The sequence below is a fragment of the Exiguobacterium sp. LL15 genome (genome assembly GCF_024436095.1).
Taxonomy (GTDB): Bacteria; Bacillota; Bacilli; order Exiguobacteriales; family Exiguobacteriaceae; genus Exiguobacterium_A; species Exiguobacterium_A indicum.
In genome coordinates this window covers 1,750,090-1,766,041 of the sequence record NZ_JANFNX010000001.1, presented here as the reverse complement: position 1 = coordinate 1,766,041, position 15,952 = coordinate 1,750,090, and the positions used below count along the sequence as shown (strand labels likewise).

Sequence of the window (15,952 nt, the reverse complement as noted above, 5' to 3'; positions counted from 1 at the left end):
AAGGCGGACGAAACGTCAGGCTGAAGCTTTACAGCTGGTCGGTCGTCGTTGTTTTGGTTTCGACCGTCATCGTTTTCCCATCACGGATGATCGTCAAGGAGAGCGGTCCATCTGATTTGATCAGTGCCGTTTTGATGTCAACGAATGCTTTGATTTCGGAGTCATTGATTTTCGTGATGACATCACCTGTTTTCAGTTTAGCCGCAGCAGCTGGACTGTTCGGTTCGACTGACATGACGACGACACCTGTTTTTTGACTGTCTGGTAGTTTGACTTGATCTTTAAGATAACCGGCAGGGAACGCCGCAACGTCTTGTAAGGACACACCGAGCGTCGGATGCTCAACTTTACCGTTTGTTTCAAGCTGTTTGAGGATTGGTAATGCATCATCGATCGGGATACTGAAGCCGACGCCTTCAACACCAGACTCAGCGATTTTCATCGAGTTGATTCCGACGAGTTGTCCTTGTTCATTGATCAAGGCACCCCCTGAGTTACCAGGGTTGATTGCGGCATCCGTTTGAATGACTGTCGTATTGAAGTCGTCTTGTCCATCACTGTTCGTATCGACCGGTACGGTCCGGTCTTTCGAACTGACGATTCCGCGTGTGACGGAGTTTTGGAACTCACCGAGCGGGTTACCGATTGCAAGGACCGTTTGTCCGGCTTTTAAGTCCGCTGATTTCCCGAGTGTGATGACGCCCGGAACATCGCTTGCGTCAACTTCAAGCACAGCTAAGTCATAGGTTTCGTCGCTACCAAGCAACTTGGCTGAGAGCGTCTTGCCGTCATTCAACGTTACATCGAGTTTTGATGCCCCATCGACGACGTGATGGTTCGTAATGATGTATGCTTTACCGTCCTCTTTCTTATAGATGACACCGGACCCTGAACCAGCCGCTGCTTCTTGTTGCGACATCGAGTTGCCCGCTTGATAGTTCGTTACGGTCACGACAGATTTTTGAGCCGTAGCAACTGCGTTCGTCACCGGATCATTCGTCGTCGTTGAGACTTGTTTTGGCATACCATTTGATAGTGGGGTATCAGCGACCTGCTGTTCTTGATCGAGTAGGATCGGAAAGGCAACCGTAGCCGTCAAGACCGCGCCGATGATGCCTCCAGTCAATCCAGGTAAAAGTGCTTTCGTTTTTCCAGCCATAAGTCATCATTCCTCTCTGTATGATTTCTGATTTCATCATAGCAAATGAAACAACCTCTTCACTGATTACGGGAGACATTCCGAAATGACTCATCATTCCCCATAATTCGACGACAATTTCTAAAAGTTGAGATAATCAGGTCAGTTCGATACACTGAAGCTGTCTCGAACATATATTTCATTAACAGAAAGAGAGTGTGGAACATAATGCTATTGCGTCTAGTCTATGGAGCAGGATTGTTGTTTGCGGGAGTTGGTCATTTCCGTAATGAAAAAGGATTCGTCAGCATCATGCCGTCGTTCATTCCGTTCAAGCGCTTTTTCGTTCAAGTGACAGGTGTCATCGAAATCGCTTACGGTGTCATGTTGTTGACAGGAAAAGGGGTGCACCTCGTCCGTAAGACTCTTCCTGCCTTCTTATATGCAGTCTTACCCGCAAACGTCAACATGGCAGTCAATCCGAAGCCGATTAATGGAAAACGTCTTCCGTCTTGGTTGCTTTGGACACGGTTGCCGCTCCAATGGGGACTCGTCTCTCTTGCGAAACGCCTGAAATGAATCGGAACAAAAAGCCGCCAAATTGGCGGCTTTTATTGTTAAAAACGTTTGTTGACAGCAAGTAAGGAAGCTTTTGCAATCTCTTCGTAGGTAGAATCGTTCGGGTGGAATTGGTCACTCGATAAATCACGTTTGACGTCACGCACGAGATTAAACGTGTCGATGATCTCGACATCGTACTCGATACCGAGCGTCCGTGATTTTGCGTTCCAATCTTGGACGATGGCATCGAATGCTTCACCGTTTTCCGTCGCGCGGAAAGGATTATAGAGCCCGACGTAGAAGATGACAGCATCCGGATTTTGTTCTCGTAGGATACTGAACGTCTTTTTCAAGTTCGCTTGTGCCGTCGTGACGGTTTCGGCTGTCTTCTTCGCATTGAAGTTTGCGACGCCTTCACCACGATTGAATAAGTCATTTCCGCCAATCGTCACCGAGATGACTTTTGCTTGTTTGATTGAGCGTAAGACTTCTTTTTGTTCTAGTTGTTTCAGTAAATCTTCCGTCCGGGCACCACTGACGGCAAGATTCTGGAAGCGTTCGACAGTGTTATCTTTGACAAGATCGCGTCCGACGATTGCAGCGTAACTATTGCCGTTTGATGCTCCGACACCACGTGTCAAGGAATCACCAAGCGCGACGTACGTCCCGCCTTTTTTGACAGGCTCTTCCTTCGTAGGTGTCAAGACGGCACGTTTTGGTGGGTTGACGACGTCACTATAGGCACTGACGAAGCCGTATCCAAAGATTGCCGTCAAAACGAGTGAGACGGTTAAAAACAGGGGCCAGCGTAATCGCTTCATGAACGTTCCTCCTTCTAGGTTCTAACCTGATTGTAGCAAAAGTTGAAAGAATGTGCGGAAATGAAGTGTTCTGACAAGTCAAATGATTCATTATTCCGCTAGAATAGACAATAAGAGGTGAGAGACGTGAAACCAACAGTGAAATTAGAAGGTGTAACAAAGGTGATCGGAAAAAAGACGATCATTGATAATATCTCGTTTGAGATCCAACCAGGTGAAGTCTTTGGCTTCCTTGGACCGAACGGGGCAGGAAAAACGACGACGATCCGGATGCTCGTCGGCTTGATTAAACCGACGTCCGGTAAAATCACGGTCTGTGACTTCGACGTCCGCAAACAGTTCGTCCAAGCGATGGAGCGGATTGGCTCGATCGTCGAGAATCCAGAGTTGTATAAGTATTTAACGGGTCGCGAAAATCTACAAGTCTTTGCCCGGATGTTACCGAATGTCGATGAGGCTCGGATTCAGGAAGTCATCGATCTCGTCGATTTGACGGCGCGTGTTGATGATCAAGTCCGGACATACTCGCTCGGGATGCGTCAGCGTCTCGGCATTGCACAAGCATTACTCGGACGACCAAGCGTCTTGATTCTCGACGAACCGACGAATGGTCTCGATCCGATGGGGATTCGGGATTTACGTCAATTCATCCGCCGGCTCGTCGAGGAAACGGGACTGTCGGTCCTTGTCTCGAGTCATATCTTGGCTGAGATTGAAATGCTAGCTGATCGAGTTGCGATCATGAGTTATGGCAAAATCGTTCAAGTCGGAACGGTCAAGGAACTGGTCGAGTCGCTCGCACCAGGCGTTGACTGGCGTGTTGACGATGCCTTTAAGGCGAATGAGATTTTATCAGCATCCGATTTAGTCCAAGTGTCCGAAGTCGTCGATGCGAATACGGTTCATACTTTGATGGATGCAAGCAAGACACCAGCGCTCAATAAGCAGCTGCTCGAAGCAGGGGTCGAAGTCTGGACGATTGAACGGAAGGTCCAAACGCTCGAAGATCTATTCATCACGTTAACGGGAGGCGATCACATTGCGTAATCCGAACATGATCGGTCTCGTACGAAATGAAGTGACGAAAATTGCTTCGAAACGTCGTTTTGCCGTCGTTGCGATCATTCTCGTCGTTCTTGTCTCGATGTTTACGTACGCACAGTACCGAGACATCCAAGAACAAATCAAAAAGCAGGGAACGCTCGATTGGCGGGTTGAGTTACAACAAGACATCGTCGACACGCAGAACCGTCTTGCTTCCAGCAGTATTCAAGATGAGTTCCGTCAGTTCCTGGAGTTTGACCTCAAACAAAATCAATACTATCTCGATAACGACATCAACCCGAACTATCCGGGAGCCCCGACGTTCATCCGGATCTTCTTCTCGCAAGGATTGACGCTGATCTTACCGCTATTCATCATCGTCATCATGGCGGATATCGTCAGTGGGGAGCAAAATGATGGAACGATCAAGACGCTCCTGTCGCGACCAGTCCGGCGCTGGAAAATCCTGATGGCGAAATGGTTGACGGTGTTACTCTATACGTCGATGTTGATGGCATTGACCGTTGCCGTCTGTTACGCGATATCCGGGATCGTCCTCGGCTATGACGGCTGGACCGCACCGATCTTGACCGGTTTCCAAGCCTCACCGAGCGGTACGTTCTCGACCGAGTTCGTGCATACGTTACCGATGTGGGAGTACCTCTTGATGGCAGTCGGTCTAGCGTGGATCGTCACAGCCGTTGTCGGAACGATCGCCTTGATGGTCTCTGTTCTCGTCAAAAACACAGCGACAGGGATCGGGATCATGATGGCAGTCTTGATTTCCGGTACGTTACTGACGACGCTTGGTTCAAGTTGGACGAGCTCGAAATATCTCGTCAACGTCAATTTCGGACTGATCAACTATCTCGATGGACAAGCACCACCAATCGAAGGAATGACGCTTCCGTTCTCACTTGCTGTCCTCGGTTGTTGGACGGTCGCGGCGCTAATCGTTGCGTTTTGGAACTTCACACAAAAAGATATGTATTAAGACGAACGGGTCCACCTATAGAGGGGGACCCGTTTTTCATGGATGAAGCGACAAACGATCGTATGTCTCGATTATTTTTTGATACTGAAGTTGTGTCGATAACGAAGCATCTACTATCAGAATCGGGGAAATCGACTGGTCCATCTGATACTGGTGTTCTGCGAACGTACCGATCATCGATGGATCCGTCGCCGTGTGATACGTCCGGCACCAGTCAAGGAATTCATTGGAGCCTGTAAAATCTGGGTATCGTGCTTTTTCGCGCGCGATGAGACGTTCCATCCGAACCGATTCGTCGAGCGACAGGAAGACAAGCAAGTCCCGATTGATGAAACCATCCGGATGCCAAGCGAAGACAGAGCCGGAGACGATGTAATCGTTGTAAGACATAAGATCTGCTTCATACATGGAAAATCGCTCGGAGACGTCTCGCTTTTCAGTGAACGTCGTATCTGTCCAAAGATAATGGTCGGTATCAATCCAGGGAATCTGTTCAGCTTGTCCGATGAAGGCGCCCAGTGTACTTTTTCCGGTACCTGATCCACCAATGATTTGAATACGCACGACAATCGGCTCCTTTCGAAATAATGTACCGGCACGCAGAACAGGCCCGGGCATGATGCCGGACCTGTCGCTTGGAAGAACGAATTCTCCCTATGTCGCCTCGTGCAAGCACAAGACATGGAATCGAGAGGCAGTGCCTCTAATAGGAAGCCGATGCAGGTCAGCCTCCGCGCTACGTACCAATCGTACTTTTATCATACTGATTCCAAGAATTGGTGTCAAACCTGCTCGAAAGGGTTTATATTCTGTGTAAACCGTCAAAAGAGAGAATAACGATGATTAGAGGAGGAACGACCATGGCAGATTGGGGCATCATGCTGACAGGCGTCGTCATTTGTGGGTGGTGCATCTTTAGTGCCATTTATGACGATTTCATCCGTCGCGTATAAGACGAGCAAGTGGAAGCCGTCCAGAATGGGCGGTTTTTTCATTGATTTTTTTAATCCGAGTAAGTGGCTGTGGTACACTCGAATCAGAATGAAAAGATAGAGAATGGGTGAAGAAAAATGAAGAAACAACCAGTCATCGTCATCGTCGGACCGACGGCAGTCGGAAAAACGAAGACGGGCATTGAACTAGCCAAACGATTAAACGGAGAAGTCTTATCGGGAGACTCCGTCCAAGTCTATCAAGGCATGGATATCGGATCAGCAAAAGTGACGACCGAAGAGATGGAAGGGGTGCCGCATCATCTGCTTGATCTTGTGACACCGGATGATGAGATGAGTGTAGCGCGTTTTCAGACGGTTGCCCGAGCGACGATCGATGAGATCGCAAGTCGGGGTAAGTTACCGATCATCGTCGGTGGAACAGGGCTTTATATCCGTTCGATTTTATATGATTACCAGTTCACTGAGCAGGCGGAAGATCCAGCCTTACGGGCTGAACTCGAAGCGTACGCGGCGACGCACGGTGCGAACGCGCTACATGATCAGTTGAAGGAACTTGATCCGGTGCGTGCCGAAGCGATTCATCCGAATAACATTCAGCGGGTCGTGCGGGCGATCGAGGTCGCGCGGACCGGTCAGACACAAACGACCGGTAGTAAGCCTGCACTTTACGAGAGTCTACTGTTCGTCCTACACATGGAAGACCGGGATCGCTTGTATGATCGGATCGATCAGCGGGTGGATTTGATGGTCGAAAGTGGGCTTCTTGAAGAAGTGGCGCGTCTGGATGCTGCCGGGTATCGACACACGAAGGCGCTACAAGCGATTGGTTATAAAGAGATGTTACCGGTCCTTGACGGGGCACCACTCGATCCTGCCGTCGATATGCTGAAACGGAACACGCGACGCTTCGCGAAACGTCAATTGACGTGGTTCCGTCACCAATTTGATGGCGTTTGGGTGGATATGGGAAAGTTTTCATTTGAAGAAACGTTCAAAATTATCTATGATAGAACTGTAGAGTTTCTGAAAGCGGTTAAATAAGAGTTGCCCGAAGACAGAAACAGATAAAAAGAGGGGGCACGGGGAATCATGAAAGCGACATACAACATTCAGGACGTCTTTTTAAATCAATTACGGAAAGATGCAGTCCCGACAACGGTTTTCTTAATCAGCGGGTATCAATTACGGGGGCTGATCAAGTCATTCGATAACTTCACGGTCATTTTGGAGTCGGAAGGCAAACAGCAGTTGATCTACAAGCACGCAATCTCGACGTTCGCACCAGCGCGCAACGTGACGTTATATGAGCAAGAAGAGACACAAGAAGTCTCTCGCTAAGTAAAAAAGACGACCGGGGGGTCGTCTTTTTTTGTTGACTTCATTATTTATACGCTGGCTGAGCAAGCGTACGAAGAACGTCGACAGGATATCGTTCTAAGTCAAGGATATCAAATCCGATAAATCCGGTATGATCGGATTCAGCGAAGTAGAACGTAACTCCTTGGAGGTGAGACGAACTTTTCGGAATCGTGTTTCGCAATCGGAGCGAGAAACGATCTGTATGTTCTGCGTATAAGAATGCTTGTGAATGGACGGCGCGGATCACGTTCGCTTCTTCATTGAAACATTCAATCCCGACGATGCGTCCCTCTTGATCAACGTCTACGTTGAGGAATTCATTTTCTTCTAGCTCGTCCGTTTCTTCAATCGCGGGAGTAAATGTTTCTGGGAAGAGATATAGATATCCCATTTCTGCTTCTTGATCATAAGTCATTCGAATCGTCATCTATGTCACATCCAAGCCTAATGATTTTTTTACAACAACGGTGTCAGTTCCTCGACCGCCTCTTCATAACGTCGGAGCGAGACATCCTTATAGAGGCATGTCTTCTGCAGACGTTCTTCCTTCGTCATCTCGTCCTGATACGTTTTTAAGATGAAACTGTTGCGTAACATCGACGGTGTCAAGACCCGTTTATTATCGGACCGTTCATTCAACTGACGCATCATCTTCGTGATCATGACGATCGACAGTTGCTTCGGTGCATTTTTGCTGTAAACCCAGCGGAACGTCATCCGAGCAAAGTCGAAGGCGACGAAAAAGGGGTCGGTGCTGTGATAACGGGGACGGACCGGTTCCGGAATCGTCTTCAAGTAACGCAACATGATGTCTTGATCTTCCCGCTCGAGATGGAGCAGGTAACGGTTACCAAGGCGATCGTGGACAGTCATCTCTTGCTGGGCGAAATTAAGGTCATGCATCTTCAAACCAATGATGTGATGAACACGTAGACCGTAGCGATAAAACAATCGAAGGATCAGTTCGTTTCGATCGATTAAAAACGGACGTGCCTTCAATTGATGTTCCGTCAAGCCGCGATCGGATTGATTCGTCCGGACCAATTGTTCATATTCCTTGAAGGAAGCGACGTGTTTTGCCGTCAATTCGTGCGTCGGTTGTGCGTATTCAATCAGCTTCGCCTTCGTTTGTCGAATCTGATAATTGACTTGATTGATGACGGTGACGATCCGGGCAACCGTTGCTTGCTGGTAGAGTTTCTCTTCGATCAAGTATTCATTGATGAACGTCTTCCACGTCTCGATCGAAATCGCCTTGAAATCGTCGATCGTCTCGAGTGGTTGGTCGACATCGGTCATGTAGCGATGGACTTCGATTAAATCATAGCGATAGCGGCGGACGGTCGAAAGTTGCCGTCCACTTGTCGTTAGATAAAACAAATAGCGTTCAATGAACTCTGGAAGCGTATACGACTGTTCGCGTGCCATGGTTTTCCTCCCCTTATCGTAATCTTTCTTCCATCATAAACCGAACGGATGTTTCCTGTCCAAAAAAGTTCAGACGAACCGGTGCCTGTGGTATGATAAAGGGCGCAGTACGTCTTTACTCGTGAAAGGAATGATATTATGTCAGAACGCGTCATCGTCGTTGGTTGCCAGCTCCCCGGTGTCCCGGACCATGTCTATGAAGAATCGGTCACGGAGCTCGAAGCACTCGTCACGACTGCGCATGGTGTCGTCGTCGGTCGTCTGGATCAAAAACGACAAGTGATTGATCGCCGTACGTTCATCGGAAAAGGAAAGGTTGAAGAACTCGTTGCTTTAGCAGACGAACTTGAACCTGATTTAATCATATTCAATGCCGAGGTCACGCCCGGTCAGATGAAGAATATCCGGATCGCCTTGTCGGACCCGGAAGCGATCAAATTGATTGACCGGACGCAGTTGATCCTCGATATCTTCGCTGGCCGAGCCCAGTCACGCGAAGGGAAATTGCAGGTCGAACTGGCACAGATGAGTTATCTCTTACCACGTCTTGCCGGGCAGGGAACACAACTGTCACGTCTTGGTGGCGGAATCGGGACGCGTGGACCAGGTGAATCGAAACTCGAGACGGACCGCCGTCATATCCGGCGTCGGGTCGATGAGATCTCGAAACAACTCGAGACATCCGTCGCGCACCGTGCCCGTTACCGGGAACGTCGCAAAGAGAACCAAACATTCCAAATCGCGCTCGTCGGTTATACGAATGCCGGCAAATCAACGATCTTCAACCGGTTGACACAAGCCGACACATACGAGAAGGATGAGTTGTTCGCGACGCTTGATCCGTTGACACGTCAAGTAGATTTGCCGGAAGGTGGTCAAATCCTCCTGACGGATACGGTCGGTTTCATTCAAGATCTCCCGACGAAGTTGATCGCGGCGTTCCGTTCGACACTCGAGGAAGTGCTGGAAGCCGACTTGATCCTCCATGTCGTTGATGCGTCGAGTGAGCATTACTTGAATCAGATGCAGACGACGAACGATGTCCTCGATGAACTCGGTGCCGGTGACATTCCGCAACTGGAAGTCTACAACAAGAAGGATCAATTGAACCGCTTGTTCACAGGTGGAAAACTGCTGATTTCTGCGCTTGACCCGCAGGATATCGAGCGCTTGATCGAAGAGATCGAACGTTCGATCAGCGAAATCCTCGAGTATCTCGAGATTCGTATTCCAGTTGACGGATTTGCCCATTACAATCCGGCGAAGGAAGTCATGATGAATTTGAAGGAATCGTTCGAAGAAGATGGTTCCGTCATTCTAAAAGGTTACTTGCGTAAAGATACGCGTCTATACGCGACATTGAAACAATACGAGGTGTAAACATGTTTTCAGAATTAACCCATTACGAAACGCTCCGTCCGCTCATTGACCGGGCGGAGGAACAAATCGCCCCGTACGTTAAGAAAGCGCAAGAGGTCGCGGAATACAATCAATTCCGTGTCCTCGATGCGTTCCGACGTCACAAGGTCAGTGATTTTCACTTCATGCCGTCAACAGGTTACGGCTACAACGATGAAGGACGCGATACGCTCGAACGGATCTATGCCGATGTCTTCGGTGCGGAAGCCGGTCTTTGTCGTCCGCAAATCATTAGCGGAACCCATGCGATCGGTATCGCGTTGTTCGGTTTGTTATTGCCAGGAGACGAATTGCTATATATCACAGGAAAACCATACGACACGCTTGAAGAGATCGTCGGAATTCGTGGTGACGGACGCGGTTCATTAAAGGAACTGGGCGTCCAGTATGATGTCGTCGAGATGAAAAACGCCGAGACGATCGACGTACCGGCCGTTCTCGAACGGATCACACCGCAGACGAAGGTCGTCGGGATTCAGCGTTCAAAAGGGTATGCGACGCGACGTAGTCTGCCGGTCAACGAGATCGGAGAAGCGATCGCTGCCATCAAAGCTGTTCATCCGCATGTACTGATCTTCGTCGATAACTGCTACGGTGAATTCGTCGAGACGATCGAACCGACGCACGTCGGGGCGGACTTGATGGCAGGGTCGTTGATTAAGAATCCGGGTGGTGGTCTTGCGAAGACCGGCGGTTATCTCGTCGGTCGGACTGATTTGATTGAACGAGCGTCATTCCGGATGACGACACCAGGGATTGGCGCCGAAGCCGGTCCATCGTTATCCGCACTTCCGGATATGTACCAAGGTTTCTATATGGCACCACATACGGTGAGCCAAGCGTTGATGGGTGCGATGTTCACGTCGAGCATGCTCGGTCAGTTCGGCTTTGACACGGCACCGCACCATACGGCAGAACGGACGGATTTGATTCAATCGGTTTCGTTCCATGCGCCGGAGCCGATGATTGCCTTCTGTCAGGCGATTCAAGCCGCTTCACCCGTCAATGCACATGCGTTACCGATTCCGGATTATATGCCGGGCTATGCGGACGATGTCATCATGGCAGCAGGAACATTCGTACAAGGATCATCGATTGAGTTGTCAGCGGATGGTCCGATCCGTGCGCCCTATACCGCATACGTCCAAGGTGGTTTGACGTATAGCCACGTCAAGATTGCCATTATCTCAGCCGTCAATCACTTGATGGAAAAACAATTAATTCCAGAAAAAAACGTTTAATACTAGAATATCTCGTGAAAAGACCTCTGAACGACTTCATGTAAAGTGATTAAAAAAGTTGTGTTAACTTTTCTTACATCGCTTGACAAGTTGCCTGACAGAGGTTTATTCTCATGGAGTAAGGAAAAAGGAGGAACCACATGGCAGACTCATCACGCCAGTCCAAGCCACTATTTCCCATCGGAGTCGTTCAAGAGTTGACCGCGTTATCTGCCCGCCAGATCCGATACTACGAAGAACAAGGACTGATCAAACCGGAGCGGACAGAGACGAAGCGTCGCCTCTATTCGTTCAACGATGTCGATCGTCTGTTGTCGATCAAGGAATACCTGGATCAGGGACTGAATATCGCAGGGATCAAATTGATTTTTGAAAACGATCTCGTCAAACGCGAACGCGTTGCGGAGAGCGTCGTCGAGACGCGCCCGGAACTATCTGACGGCGAATTGTATAAACTCCTGAAAAATGAATTGAAGGAAGCAGGACGACATGGAAAGACGTCGCTCATCCAAGGTGAGCTCGGGCGTTTCTTCAAGTAAGGACCTGTAACCATATAAAAACGAATCGGAGAGGGGATTTGTCACATGACACGTCGCAACATTACACGAGAAGACATTTTGAAAATCGCTAAAGCTGAGGATGTACGCTTCATTCGCTTACAGTTCACAGATATCCTCGGAACGATCAAGAACGTTGAGATTCCAGTAAGCCAATTGGAAAAAGCACTTGATAACAAAATGATGTTCGATGGTTCATCGATCGAAGGATTCGTCCGGATCGAAGAATCAGATATGTATCTCTTCCCAGACTTGAACACATGGGTCGTCTTCCCATGGACAGAAGATGGAACAGGGAAAGTTGCACGTTTAATCTGTGACATCCACAATCCGGATGGCACGCCGTTCGCAGGAGACCCACGTGGTCAGCTCAAACGGGTACTTAAAGAGATGGAAGAGCTCGGTTTCTCATCATTCAACGTTGGACCAGAGCCAGAATTCTTCCTCTTCAAGAAAGATGAAAAAGGTCGTCCGACACTTGAATTGAACGACCAAGGTGGATACTTCGACCTCGCACCAGTCGACCTCGGTGAAAACTGCCGTAAAGAGATCGTCATCGAGCTCGAGAACATGGGCTTTGAAATCGAAGCATCACACCACGAAGTCGCTCCAGGTCAGCACGAAATCGACTTCAAATATGCGGATGCGATCACGACAGCGGATAACATCCAAACGTTCAAACTCGTCGTCAAGACGATTGCTGCGAAGCACAACTTGCACGCGACATTCATGCCAAAACCACTCTTCGGTGTCAACGGATCAGGCATGCACGCGAACATGTCGCTCTTCAAAGGCAACGAGAACGTCTTCTTCGATGAAGGCAACGAAGACATGCAATTGTCGGATGATGCACGTGCCTTCACGGCAGGTATCCTCAAACACGCTCGTGCGTTCACAGCGGTTTGTAACCCGACAGTCAACTCATACAAACGTCTTGTTCCTGGCTACGAAGCACCTTGCTACGTCGCATGGTCAGCACGTAACCGTTCACCACTCGTCCGTGTTCCTGCAGCACGTGGACTCTCGACTCGGATCGAAGTTCGTTCAGTCGACCCAGCAGCGAACCCGTACCTTGCGCTTGCGACATTGCTCGCTTCAGGTCTTGATGGAATCAAGAACAACTTGAAAGCACCGGCTCCAATCGACCGCAACATCTACGTCATGGACAAACCGGAACGCGTTGCAAACGGAATTGATGATCTTCCATCAACACTCAGCCACGCACTCGAAGTCTTGAAAGCGGATGACGTCGTCATGCACGCTCTCGGCGATCACATCGCAGAGCACTTCGTTGAATTGAAAGAAATCGAATGGGATATGTTCCGGACGCAAGTCACGGAATGGGAACGCGATCAGTACATGGTCTTGTTCTAATCCAACTCAAGCACTTTCGGACTTCTGTCCGGAAGTGCTTTTTTCATAGCGCCGACAGGGATTGAGTCAAGGATGTGGAAAGATACAAGAGTACAAAGAAAGGGAGACGATACATCATGAAAAAAGGATATGAAGGCAAAGAAATCACGGTCTATTTTGATTCGGAAGTCTGCATTCACTCTGGTCATTGTGTACGAAGTCTACCAACTGTCTTTGATGTCAAGCGGCGTCCGTGGATTGAAGCGGACGGGGCACCAGTGGACGATGTCATGCGGGTCGTCGACGGTTGTCCGAGCGGCGCCTTATCTTACGAACGGAGGGAAGCAAATGGAGCTGAAACGAGCGGAACGTAAAATCGAAGCCCATCAGGAAGGGGAAGTGATTGGGGAAATCACTTACAGCGATACGAACAACGGCATGTGGATCATTGATCACACATACGTCGATCCCGCGCACCGCAATCAACAGATCGGGGAACAACTCGTTGCCGAGATCGTCAACTGGGCACGAGAAGCAAACGTCAAGCTGTTACCGTTATGTCCGTTTGCGAAAAAAGAGTTTGAACATCAATCCGATTATCAGGACGTACAAGCAAATACGTGAACACAAAAATCTCCTCTAGTCTCTCAAGACCAGAGGAGATTTTTTCGAGTCATTGTTTATGATCCCTAACTTTCATTTTGCGAGAAACCATCAGCGTGCCGAAATAGGCGATGACGTACAACACAATCAATCCTTGTTTTAGCAGATAAGGCAGATCCATTTGACTCGCGATTATAAAAATGACGCACAGCAATATCAAATAGGGTATGAACTGCTTATTTGGCATATCAGGACCTCCTTCACTATCCATTTATTTCTATTATAATGATAACACAAGAGATACATCGAAATAGGCTAAAGATGAATAAGTTGCTTACAGATACAATCGTAGAAACGCCATCGTGACGACACCCATCACGACCGTCCAGGATAAACTTTTACTGAAAATCGCGACCGCCATGGTCGGGAGGGCGGCGAAGACATGAAGCGTCGAAACCGTCGGAAACGCCTCATCTTGAGCGATGAGGAGATTCTGAAAAAAGAGGGCACCAAGCAGGCAGACAGGAATGAACGAGAGCCATTCTGTTACGAGGCGCGGTAACGTTAGTCCATGAAGGATGAGAAACGGTAAGACGCGTGGAATCCAAGTGACGAGTCCACAAGCTAAAAAAAGAGCGATTAATTCCGGGCGGATTTCCATCGTGTGATCACGACTCCTATACTTGCACCACCGAGCGTCGCGCAAAGAACGGCGACTTCTGGAGAAAAGTAGCGCATGGTTATGTAAAGCAATAGTAAGACAATCAGTAGGAGGCAACTATTCACGGCAATACGGGAACGTTCCCCTTCAAACTGTAAGTATAATAAGCCGATGAACATCGCTGTCAGGGCAAAATCGAGACCGAAGCGCTCGGGATCAGGAAACCAGCTGCCGACAAGGGCGCCGAGAACGGTTGCGACGATCCAGCTGAAGTAAGCAGTCAGATTCAAGCCATGCATGAAGGACGGGGAGAGCTTCCCTTTTTGGGCAGTGTTCATCGCGACAGCGAACGACTCATCCGTCAGTAGCGTTCCGGTACCGAGGCGGTCGCGGAGATGACGTGTCTCGACATGTGGCGCAAGCGTCAGACTCATTAACAAGTGCCTGAGATTGACGATGAACGTCGTCAGAATGATGGCAGAAGCAGGACCATTTAATAGTAAGAGACTCGTGATGATGAACTGAGCGGCGCCGGCATAGATGAAGACGGACATGAATCCGACTTCAAGAGGGGATAAGCCGGAGGCACGACCGACGATCCCAGCTGAAAAACCGATGCCGATATATCCGAGGACAGTGGGTAGACAGGCACGGACGCCTGCTTGAAAGGCTGATGACATTCGATTCCTCCTCTTTTTTAAGAGCATAGCACTCATGCGGAATATCGTCACCAACTGGTCAATATTTTCATCATTTTTTTCGACATATTCGACTTGATTTGGTGGTAAAGAGTAAGTGGTACGGCAAAATCAGTTAGGTAAAGGAGCGTTTTTCATGCACAAATTAATGAAAGATTCAAACCGGTTCGTTTCAGACATGGTCGACGGACTCGTACTAGCTCACCCTGATTTGTATAAAAAGGTCGAAGGGGTCAATGTCGTCGCACGGAAAGTGCCGCTTGATGGAAAAGTCGGACTCGTTTCTGGTGGGGGAAGTGGGCATGAACCAGCGCACGCTGGATTCGTGGGGGACGGTATGCTTGCTGCGGCTGTTTGCGGGGAAGTCTTTACGTCACCGACACCGGACATGGTGCTCGAAGGTATCAAGGCAGCCCATGGTGGAAAAGGTGTCTTACTCGTCGTCAAGAACTACTCGGGTGATGTCATGAACTTCGATATGGCGAAGGAACTCGCTGAACTCGAGGACATCGAAGTCGACACGGTCGTTGTCAATGATGACATTGCTATCAAAAAAGAGGAAGACCGTCGTGGTGTCGCGGGAACCGTCTTCGTCCATAAGATTGCTGGTGCTGCAGCTGCAGATGGAAAATCACTGAGTGAAGTCAAGGCAGTCGCAGAAAAAGTCATCCAGGGCGTTCGTTCGATCGGAATGGCACTCTCGCCATGTTACATGCCGGAGAGTGGCAAGCCAGGTTTTGAGTTGCATGATGACGAGATGGAAATCGGAATCGGGATCCATGGTGAAAAAGGACTTGAACGAAAAGCGGTCGCTTCCGTTGATGCGATCGTTAAAGAGTTGCTCGATCGTCTGACGAAAGAGGTACCAGACAAAAAAGTTGCCGTCATGGTGAATGGGATGGGTGGAACACCAGAATCCGAACTGTATATCACGTATAAATACGTCGCGGAAGAACTTCAGGCACATGGGTACGAGATTGCCCGTTCGTTCGTTGGAAACTATATGACGTCGCTCGAGATGCACGGATTCTCAATCACGCTTTTACCAGTGGATGATGAACTGCTTGGGTATCTCGATGCAGAAACGAAAGCGATTGGATTCTAATTTAGATAAACGGG

The 15,952-nt window shown here is 49.0% G+C and carries 20 protein-coding genes; 12 read left to right on the top strand and 8 right to left on the bottom strand.

All coding sequences use genetic code 11. From position 1 onward, the window contains the following. Window positions 1–28: 28 nt before the first annotated feature. Window positions 29–1,159: a S1C family serine protease gene (locus NOM72_RS09290; protein WP_023467745.1), complete on the bottom strand. Its 1,131-nt coding sequence runs from the start codon at window positions 1,157–1,159 to the stop codon at window positions 29–31. Window positions 1,160–1,366: 207 nt separating this feature from the next. Between NOM72_RS09290 and NOM72_RS09285 the strand changes: the two genes are divergently transcribed. Beyond that, window positions 1,367–1,717 carry a DoxX family protein gene (locus NOM72_RS09285; protein WP_029341233.1) on the top strand — a complete coding sequence of 117 codons (351 nt, stop codon included), beginning with the start codon at window positions 1,367–1,369 and terminating at the stop codon, window positions 1,715–1,717. 38 nt (window positions 1,718–1,755) lie between these two features. Here NOM72_RS09285 and NOM72_RS09280 read toward each other — a convergent pair whose 3' ends face one another. After that, window positions 1,756–2,520, bottom strand: coding sequence for an SGNH/GDSL hydrolase family protein (locus tag NOM72_RS09280; protein WP_023467747.1), 765 nt, complete (start codon window positions 2,518–2,520; stop codon window positions 1,756–1,758). 126 nt (window positions 2,521–2,646) lie between these two features. Between NOM72_RS09280 and NOM72_RS09275 the strand changes: the two genes are divergently transcribed. Both NOM72_RS09275 and NOM72_RS09270 read left to right on the top strand, forming a co-directional pair. Then, window positions 2,647–3,567, top strand: a complete 921-nt coding sequence (locus NOM72_RS09275) for an ABC transporter ATP-binding protein (protein WP_023467748.1) — start codon at window positions 2,647–2,649, stop codon at window positions 3,565–3,567. After that, window positions 3,560–4,558: an ABC transporter permease gene (locus tag NOM72_RS09270; protein WP_023467749.1), complete on the top strand. Its 999-nt coding sequence runs from the start codon at window positions 3,560–3,562 to the stop codon at window positions 4,556–4,558. Before NOM72_RS09275 ends, NOM72_RS09270 begins: the two co-directional genes overlap by 8 nt. A 36-nt stretch (window positions 4,559–4,594) precedes the next feature. Here the strand turns inward: NOM72_RS09270 and NOM72_RS09265 are convergent, their stop codons facing one another. Then, window positions 4,595–5,122 carry a P-loop NTPase family protein gene (locus tag NOM72_RS09265; RefSeq protein WP_023467750.1) on the bottom strand — a complete coding sequence of 176 codons (528 nt, stop codon included), beginning with the start codon at window positions 5,120–5,122 and terminating at the stop codon, window positions 4,595–4,597. A gap of 506 nt (window positions 5,123–5,628) precedes the next feature. Between NOM72_RS09265 and miaA the strand changes: the two genes are divergently transcribed. Together miaA and hfq are read left to right on the top strand one after the other, a co-directional pair. Further along, window positions 5,629–6,555 carry a tRNA (adenosine(37)-N6)-dimethylallyltransferase MiaA gene (gene miaA / locus NOM72_RS09260; protein WP_023467752.1) on the top strand — a complete coding sequence of 309 codons (927 nt, stop codon included), beginning with the start codon at window positions 5,629–5,631 and terminating at the stop codon, window positions 6,553–6,555. Between the two features lie 48 nt (window positions 6,556–6,603). After that, window positions 6,604–6,852: an RNA chaperone Hfq gene (gene hfq / locus NOM72_RS09255; protein WP_023467753.1), complete on the top strand. Its 249-nt coding sequence runs from the start codon at window positions 6,604–6,606 to the stop codon at window positions 6,850–6,852. A 43-nt stretch (window positions 6,853–6,895) separates the two neighbouring features. Here the strand turns inward: hfq and NOM72_RS09250 are convergent, their stop codons facing one another. Next, a complete protein-coding gene (locus tag NOM72_RS09250; protein ID WP_023467754.1) occupies window positions 6,896–7,300 on the bottom strand; it encodes a DUF2283 domain-containing protein in 405 nt (134 codons plus the stop codon). Between the two features lie 29 nt (window positions 7,301–7,329). Continuing rightward, window positions 7,330–8,301 carry a tyrosine-type recombinase/integrase gene (locus NOM72_RS09245; RefSeq protein WP_023467755.1) on the bottom strand — a complete coding sequence of 324 codons (972 nt, stop codon included), beginning with the start codon at window positions 8,299–8,301 and terminating at the stop codon, window positions 7,330–7,332. A gap of 138 nt (window positions 8,302–8,439) precedes the next feature. Between NOM72_RS09245 and hflX the strand changes: the two genes are divergently transcribed. The 6 genes from hflX (at window position 8,440) to NOM72_RS09215 (ending at window position 13,495) form a co-directional block, all read left to right on the top strand. Next, a complete protein-coding gene (gene hflX, locus NOM72_RS09240) occupies window positions 8,440–9,681 on the top strand; it encodes a GTPase HflX (protein ID WP_255998998.1) in 1,242 nt (413 codons plus the stop codon). Window positions 9,682–9,683: 2 nt separating this feature from the next. Beyond that, on the top strand, window positions 9,684–10,961 hold the full coding sequence (locus NOM72_RS09235) for a methionine gamma-lyase family protein (RefSeq protein ID WP_075642069.1): 1,278 nt from the start codon (window positions 9,684–9,686) through the stop codon (window positions 10,959–10,961). Between the two features lie 140 nt (window positions 10,962–11,101). After that, entirely contained in the window at window positions 11,102–11,500 is a 399-nt protein-coding gene (locus NOM72_RS09230; RefSeq protein WP_023467758.1) for a MerR family transcriptional regulator, read from the top strand. Window positions 11,501–11,545: 45 nt separating this feature from the next. Further along, window positions 11,546–12,892: a type I glutamate--ammonia ligase gene (gene glnA / locus NOM72_RS09225; protein WP_023467759.1), complete on the top strand. Its 1,347-nt coding sequence runs from the start codon at window positions 11,546–11,548 to the stop codon at window positions 12,890–12,892. Between the two features lie 116 nt (window positions 12,893–13,008). Further along, window positions 13,009–13,245: a (4Fe-4S)-binding protein gene (locus NOM72_RS09220; RefSeq protein ID WP_041255043.1), complete on the top strand. Its 237-nt coding sequence runs from the start codon at window positions 13,009–13,011 to the stop codon at window positions 13,243–13,245. Continuing rightward, window positions 13,220–13,495, top strand: a complete 276-nt coding sequence (locus tag NOM72_RS09215) for a GNAT family N-acetyltransferase (protein WP_035398130.1) — start codon at window positions 13,220–13,222, stop codon at window positions 13,493–13,495. Before NOM72_RS09220 ends, NOM72_RS09215 begins: the two co-directional genes overlap by 26 nt. A gap of 49 nt (window positions 13,496–13,544) precedes the next feature. Here NOM72_RS09215 and NOM72_RS09210 read toward each other — a convergent pair whose 3' ends face one another. From NOM72_RS09210 to NOM72_RS09200, 3 genes are all read right to left on the bottom strand, one after another. Continuing rightward, window positions 13,545–13,721, bottom strand: a complete 177-nt coding sequence (locus tag NOM72_RS09210; protein WP_156357180.1) for a hypothetical protein — start codon at window positions 13,719–13,721, stop codon at window positions 13,545–13,547. 87 nt (window positions 13,722–13,808) lie between these two features. Next, window positions 13,809–14,135, bottom strand: coding sequence for an AzlD domain-containing protein (locus NOM72_RS09205; protein WP_255998991.1), 327 nt, complete (start codon window positions 14,133–14,135; stop codon window positions 13,809–13,811). Further along, a complete protein-coding gene (locus NOM72_RS09200) occupies window positions 14,114–14,815 on the bottom strand; it encodes an AzlC family ABC transporter permease (RefSeq protein ID WP_023467762.1) in 702 nt (233 codons plus the stop codon). The genes NOM72_RS09205 and NOM72_RS09200 overlap by 22 nt, the downstream gene beginning before the upstream one ends. Before the next feature lie 154 nt (window positions 14,816–14,969). Between NOM72_RS09200 and dhaK the strand changes: the two genes are divergently transcribed. Next, entirely contained in the window at window positions 14,970–15,938 is a 969-nt protein-coding gene (gene dhaK / locus NOM72_RS09195; RefSeq protein ID WP_050678343.1) for a dihydroxyacetone kinase subunit DhaK, read from the top strand. The last annotated feature ends 14 nt before the right edge of the window (window positions 15,939–15,952 follow it).

Bases quoted from the DNA above. Each gene is read 5' to 3' on its own strand.
- NOM72_RS09290 (WP_023467745.1), bottom strand. From the start codon at position 1,159: ATGGCTGGAAAAACGAAAGCACTTTTACCTGGATTGACTGGAGGCATC.
- NOM72_RS09285 (WP_029341233.1), top strand. From the start codon at position 1,367: ATGCTATTGCGTCTAGTCTATGGAGCAGGATTGTTGTTTGCGGGAGTT.
- NOM72_RS09280 (WP_023467747.1), bottom strand. From the start codon at position 2,520: ATGAAGCGATTACGCTGGCCCCTGTTTTTAACCGTCTCACTCGTTTTG.
- miaA (WP_023467752.1), top strand. From the start codon at position 5,629: ATGAAGAAACAACCAGTCATCGTCATCGTCGGACCGACGGCAGTCGGA.
- hfq (WP_023467753.1), top strand. From the start codon at position 6,604: ATGAAAGCGACATACAACATTCAGGACGTCTTTTTAAATCAATTACGG.
- NOM72_RS09250 (WP_023467754.1), bottom strand. From the start codon at position 7,300: ATGACGATTCGAATGACTTATGATCAAGAAGCAGAAATGGGATATCTA.
- NOM72_RS09245 (WP_023467755.1), bottom strand. From the start codon at position 8,301: ATGGCACGCGAACAGTCGTATACGCTTCCAGAGTTCATTGAACGCTAT.
- hflX (WP_255998998.1), top strand. From the start codon at position 8,440: ATGTCAGAACGCGTCATCGTCGTTGGTTGCCAGCTCCCCGGTGTCCCG.
- NOM72_RS09235 (WP_075642069.1), top strand. From the start codon at position 9,684: ATGTTTTCAGAATTAACCCATTACGAAACGCTCCGTCCGCTCATTGAC.
- NOM72_RS09230 (WP_023467758.1), top strand. From the start codon at position 11,102: ATGGCAGACTCATCACGCCAGTCCAAGCCACTATTTCCCATCGGAGTC.
- glnA (WP_023467759.1), top strand. From the start codon at position 11,546: ATGACACGTCGCAACATTACACGAGAAGACATTTTGAAAATCGCTAAA.
- NOM72_RS09220 (WP_041255043.1), top strand. From the start codon at position 13,009: ATGAAAAAAGGATATGAAGGCAAAGAAATCACGGTCTATTTTGATTCG.
- NOM72_RS09215 (WP_035398130.1), top strand. From the start codon at position 13,220: ATGGAGCTGAAACGAGCGGAACGTAAAATCGAAGCCCATCAGGAAGGG.
- NOM72_RS09210 (WP_156357180.1), bottom strand. From the start codon at position 13,721: ATGCCAAATAAGCAGTTCATACCCTATTTGATATTGCTGTGCGTCATT.
- NOM72_RS09205 (WP_255998991.1), bottom strand. From the start codon at position 14,135: ATGGAAATCCGCCCGGAATTAATCGCTCTTTTTTTAGCTTGTGGACTC.
- NOM72_RS09200 (WP_023467762.1), bottom strand. From the start codon at position 14,815: ATGTCATCAGCCTTTCAAGCAGGCGTCCGTGCCTGTCTACCCACTGTC.
- dhaK (WP_050678343.1), top strand. From the start codon at position 14,970: ATGCACAAATTAATGAAAGATTCAAACCGGTTCGTTTCAGACATGGTC.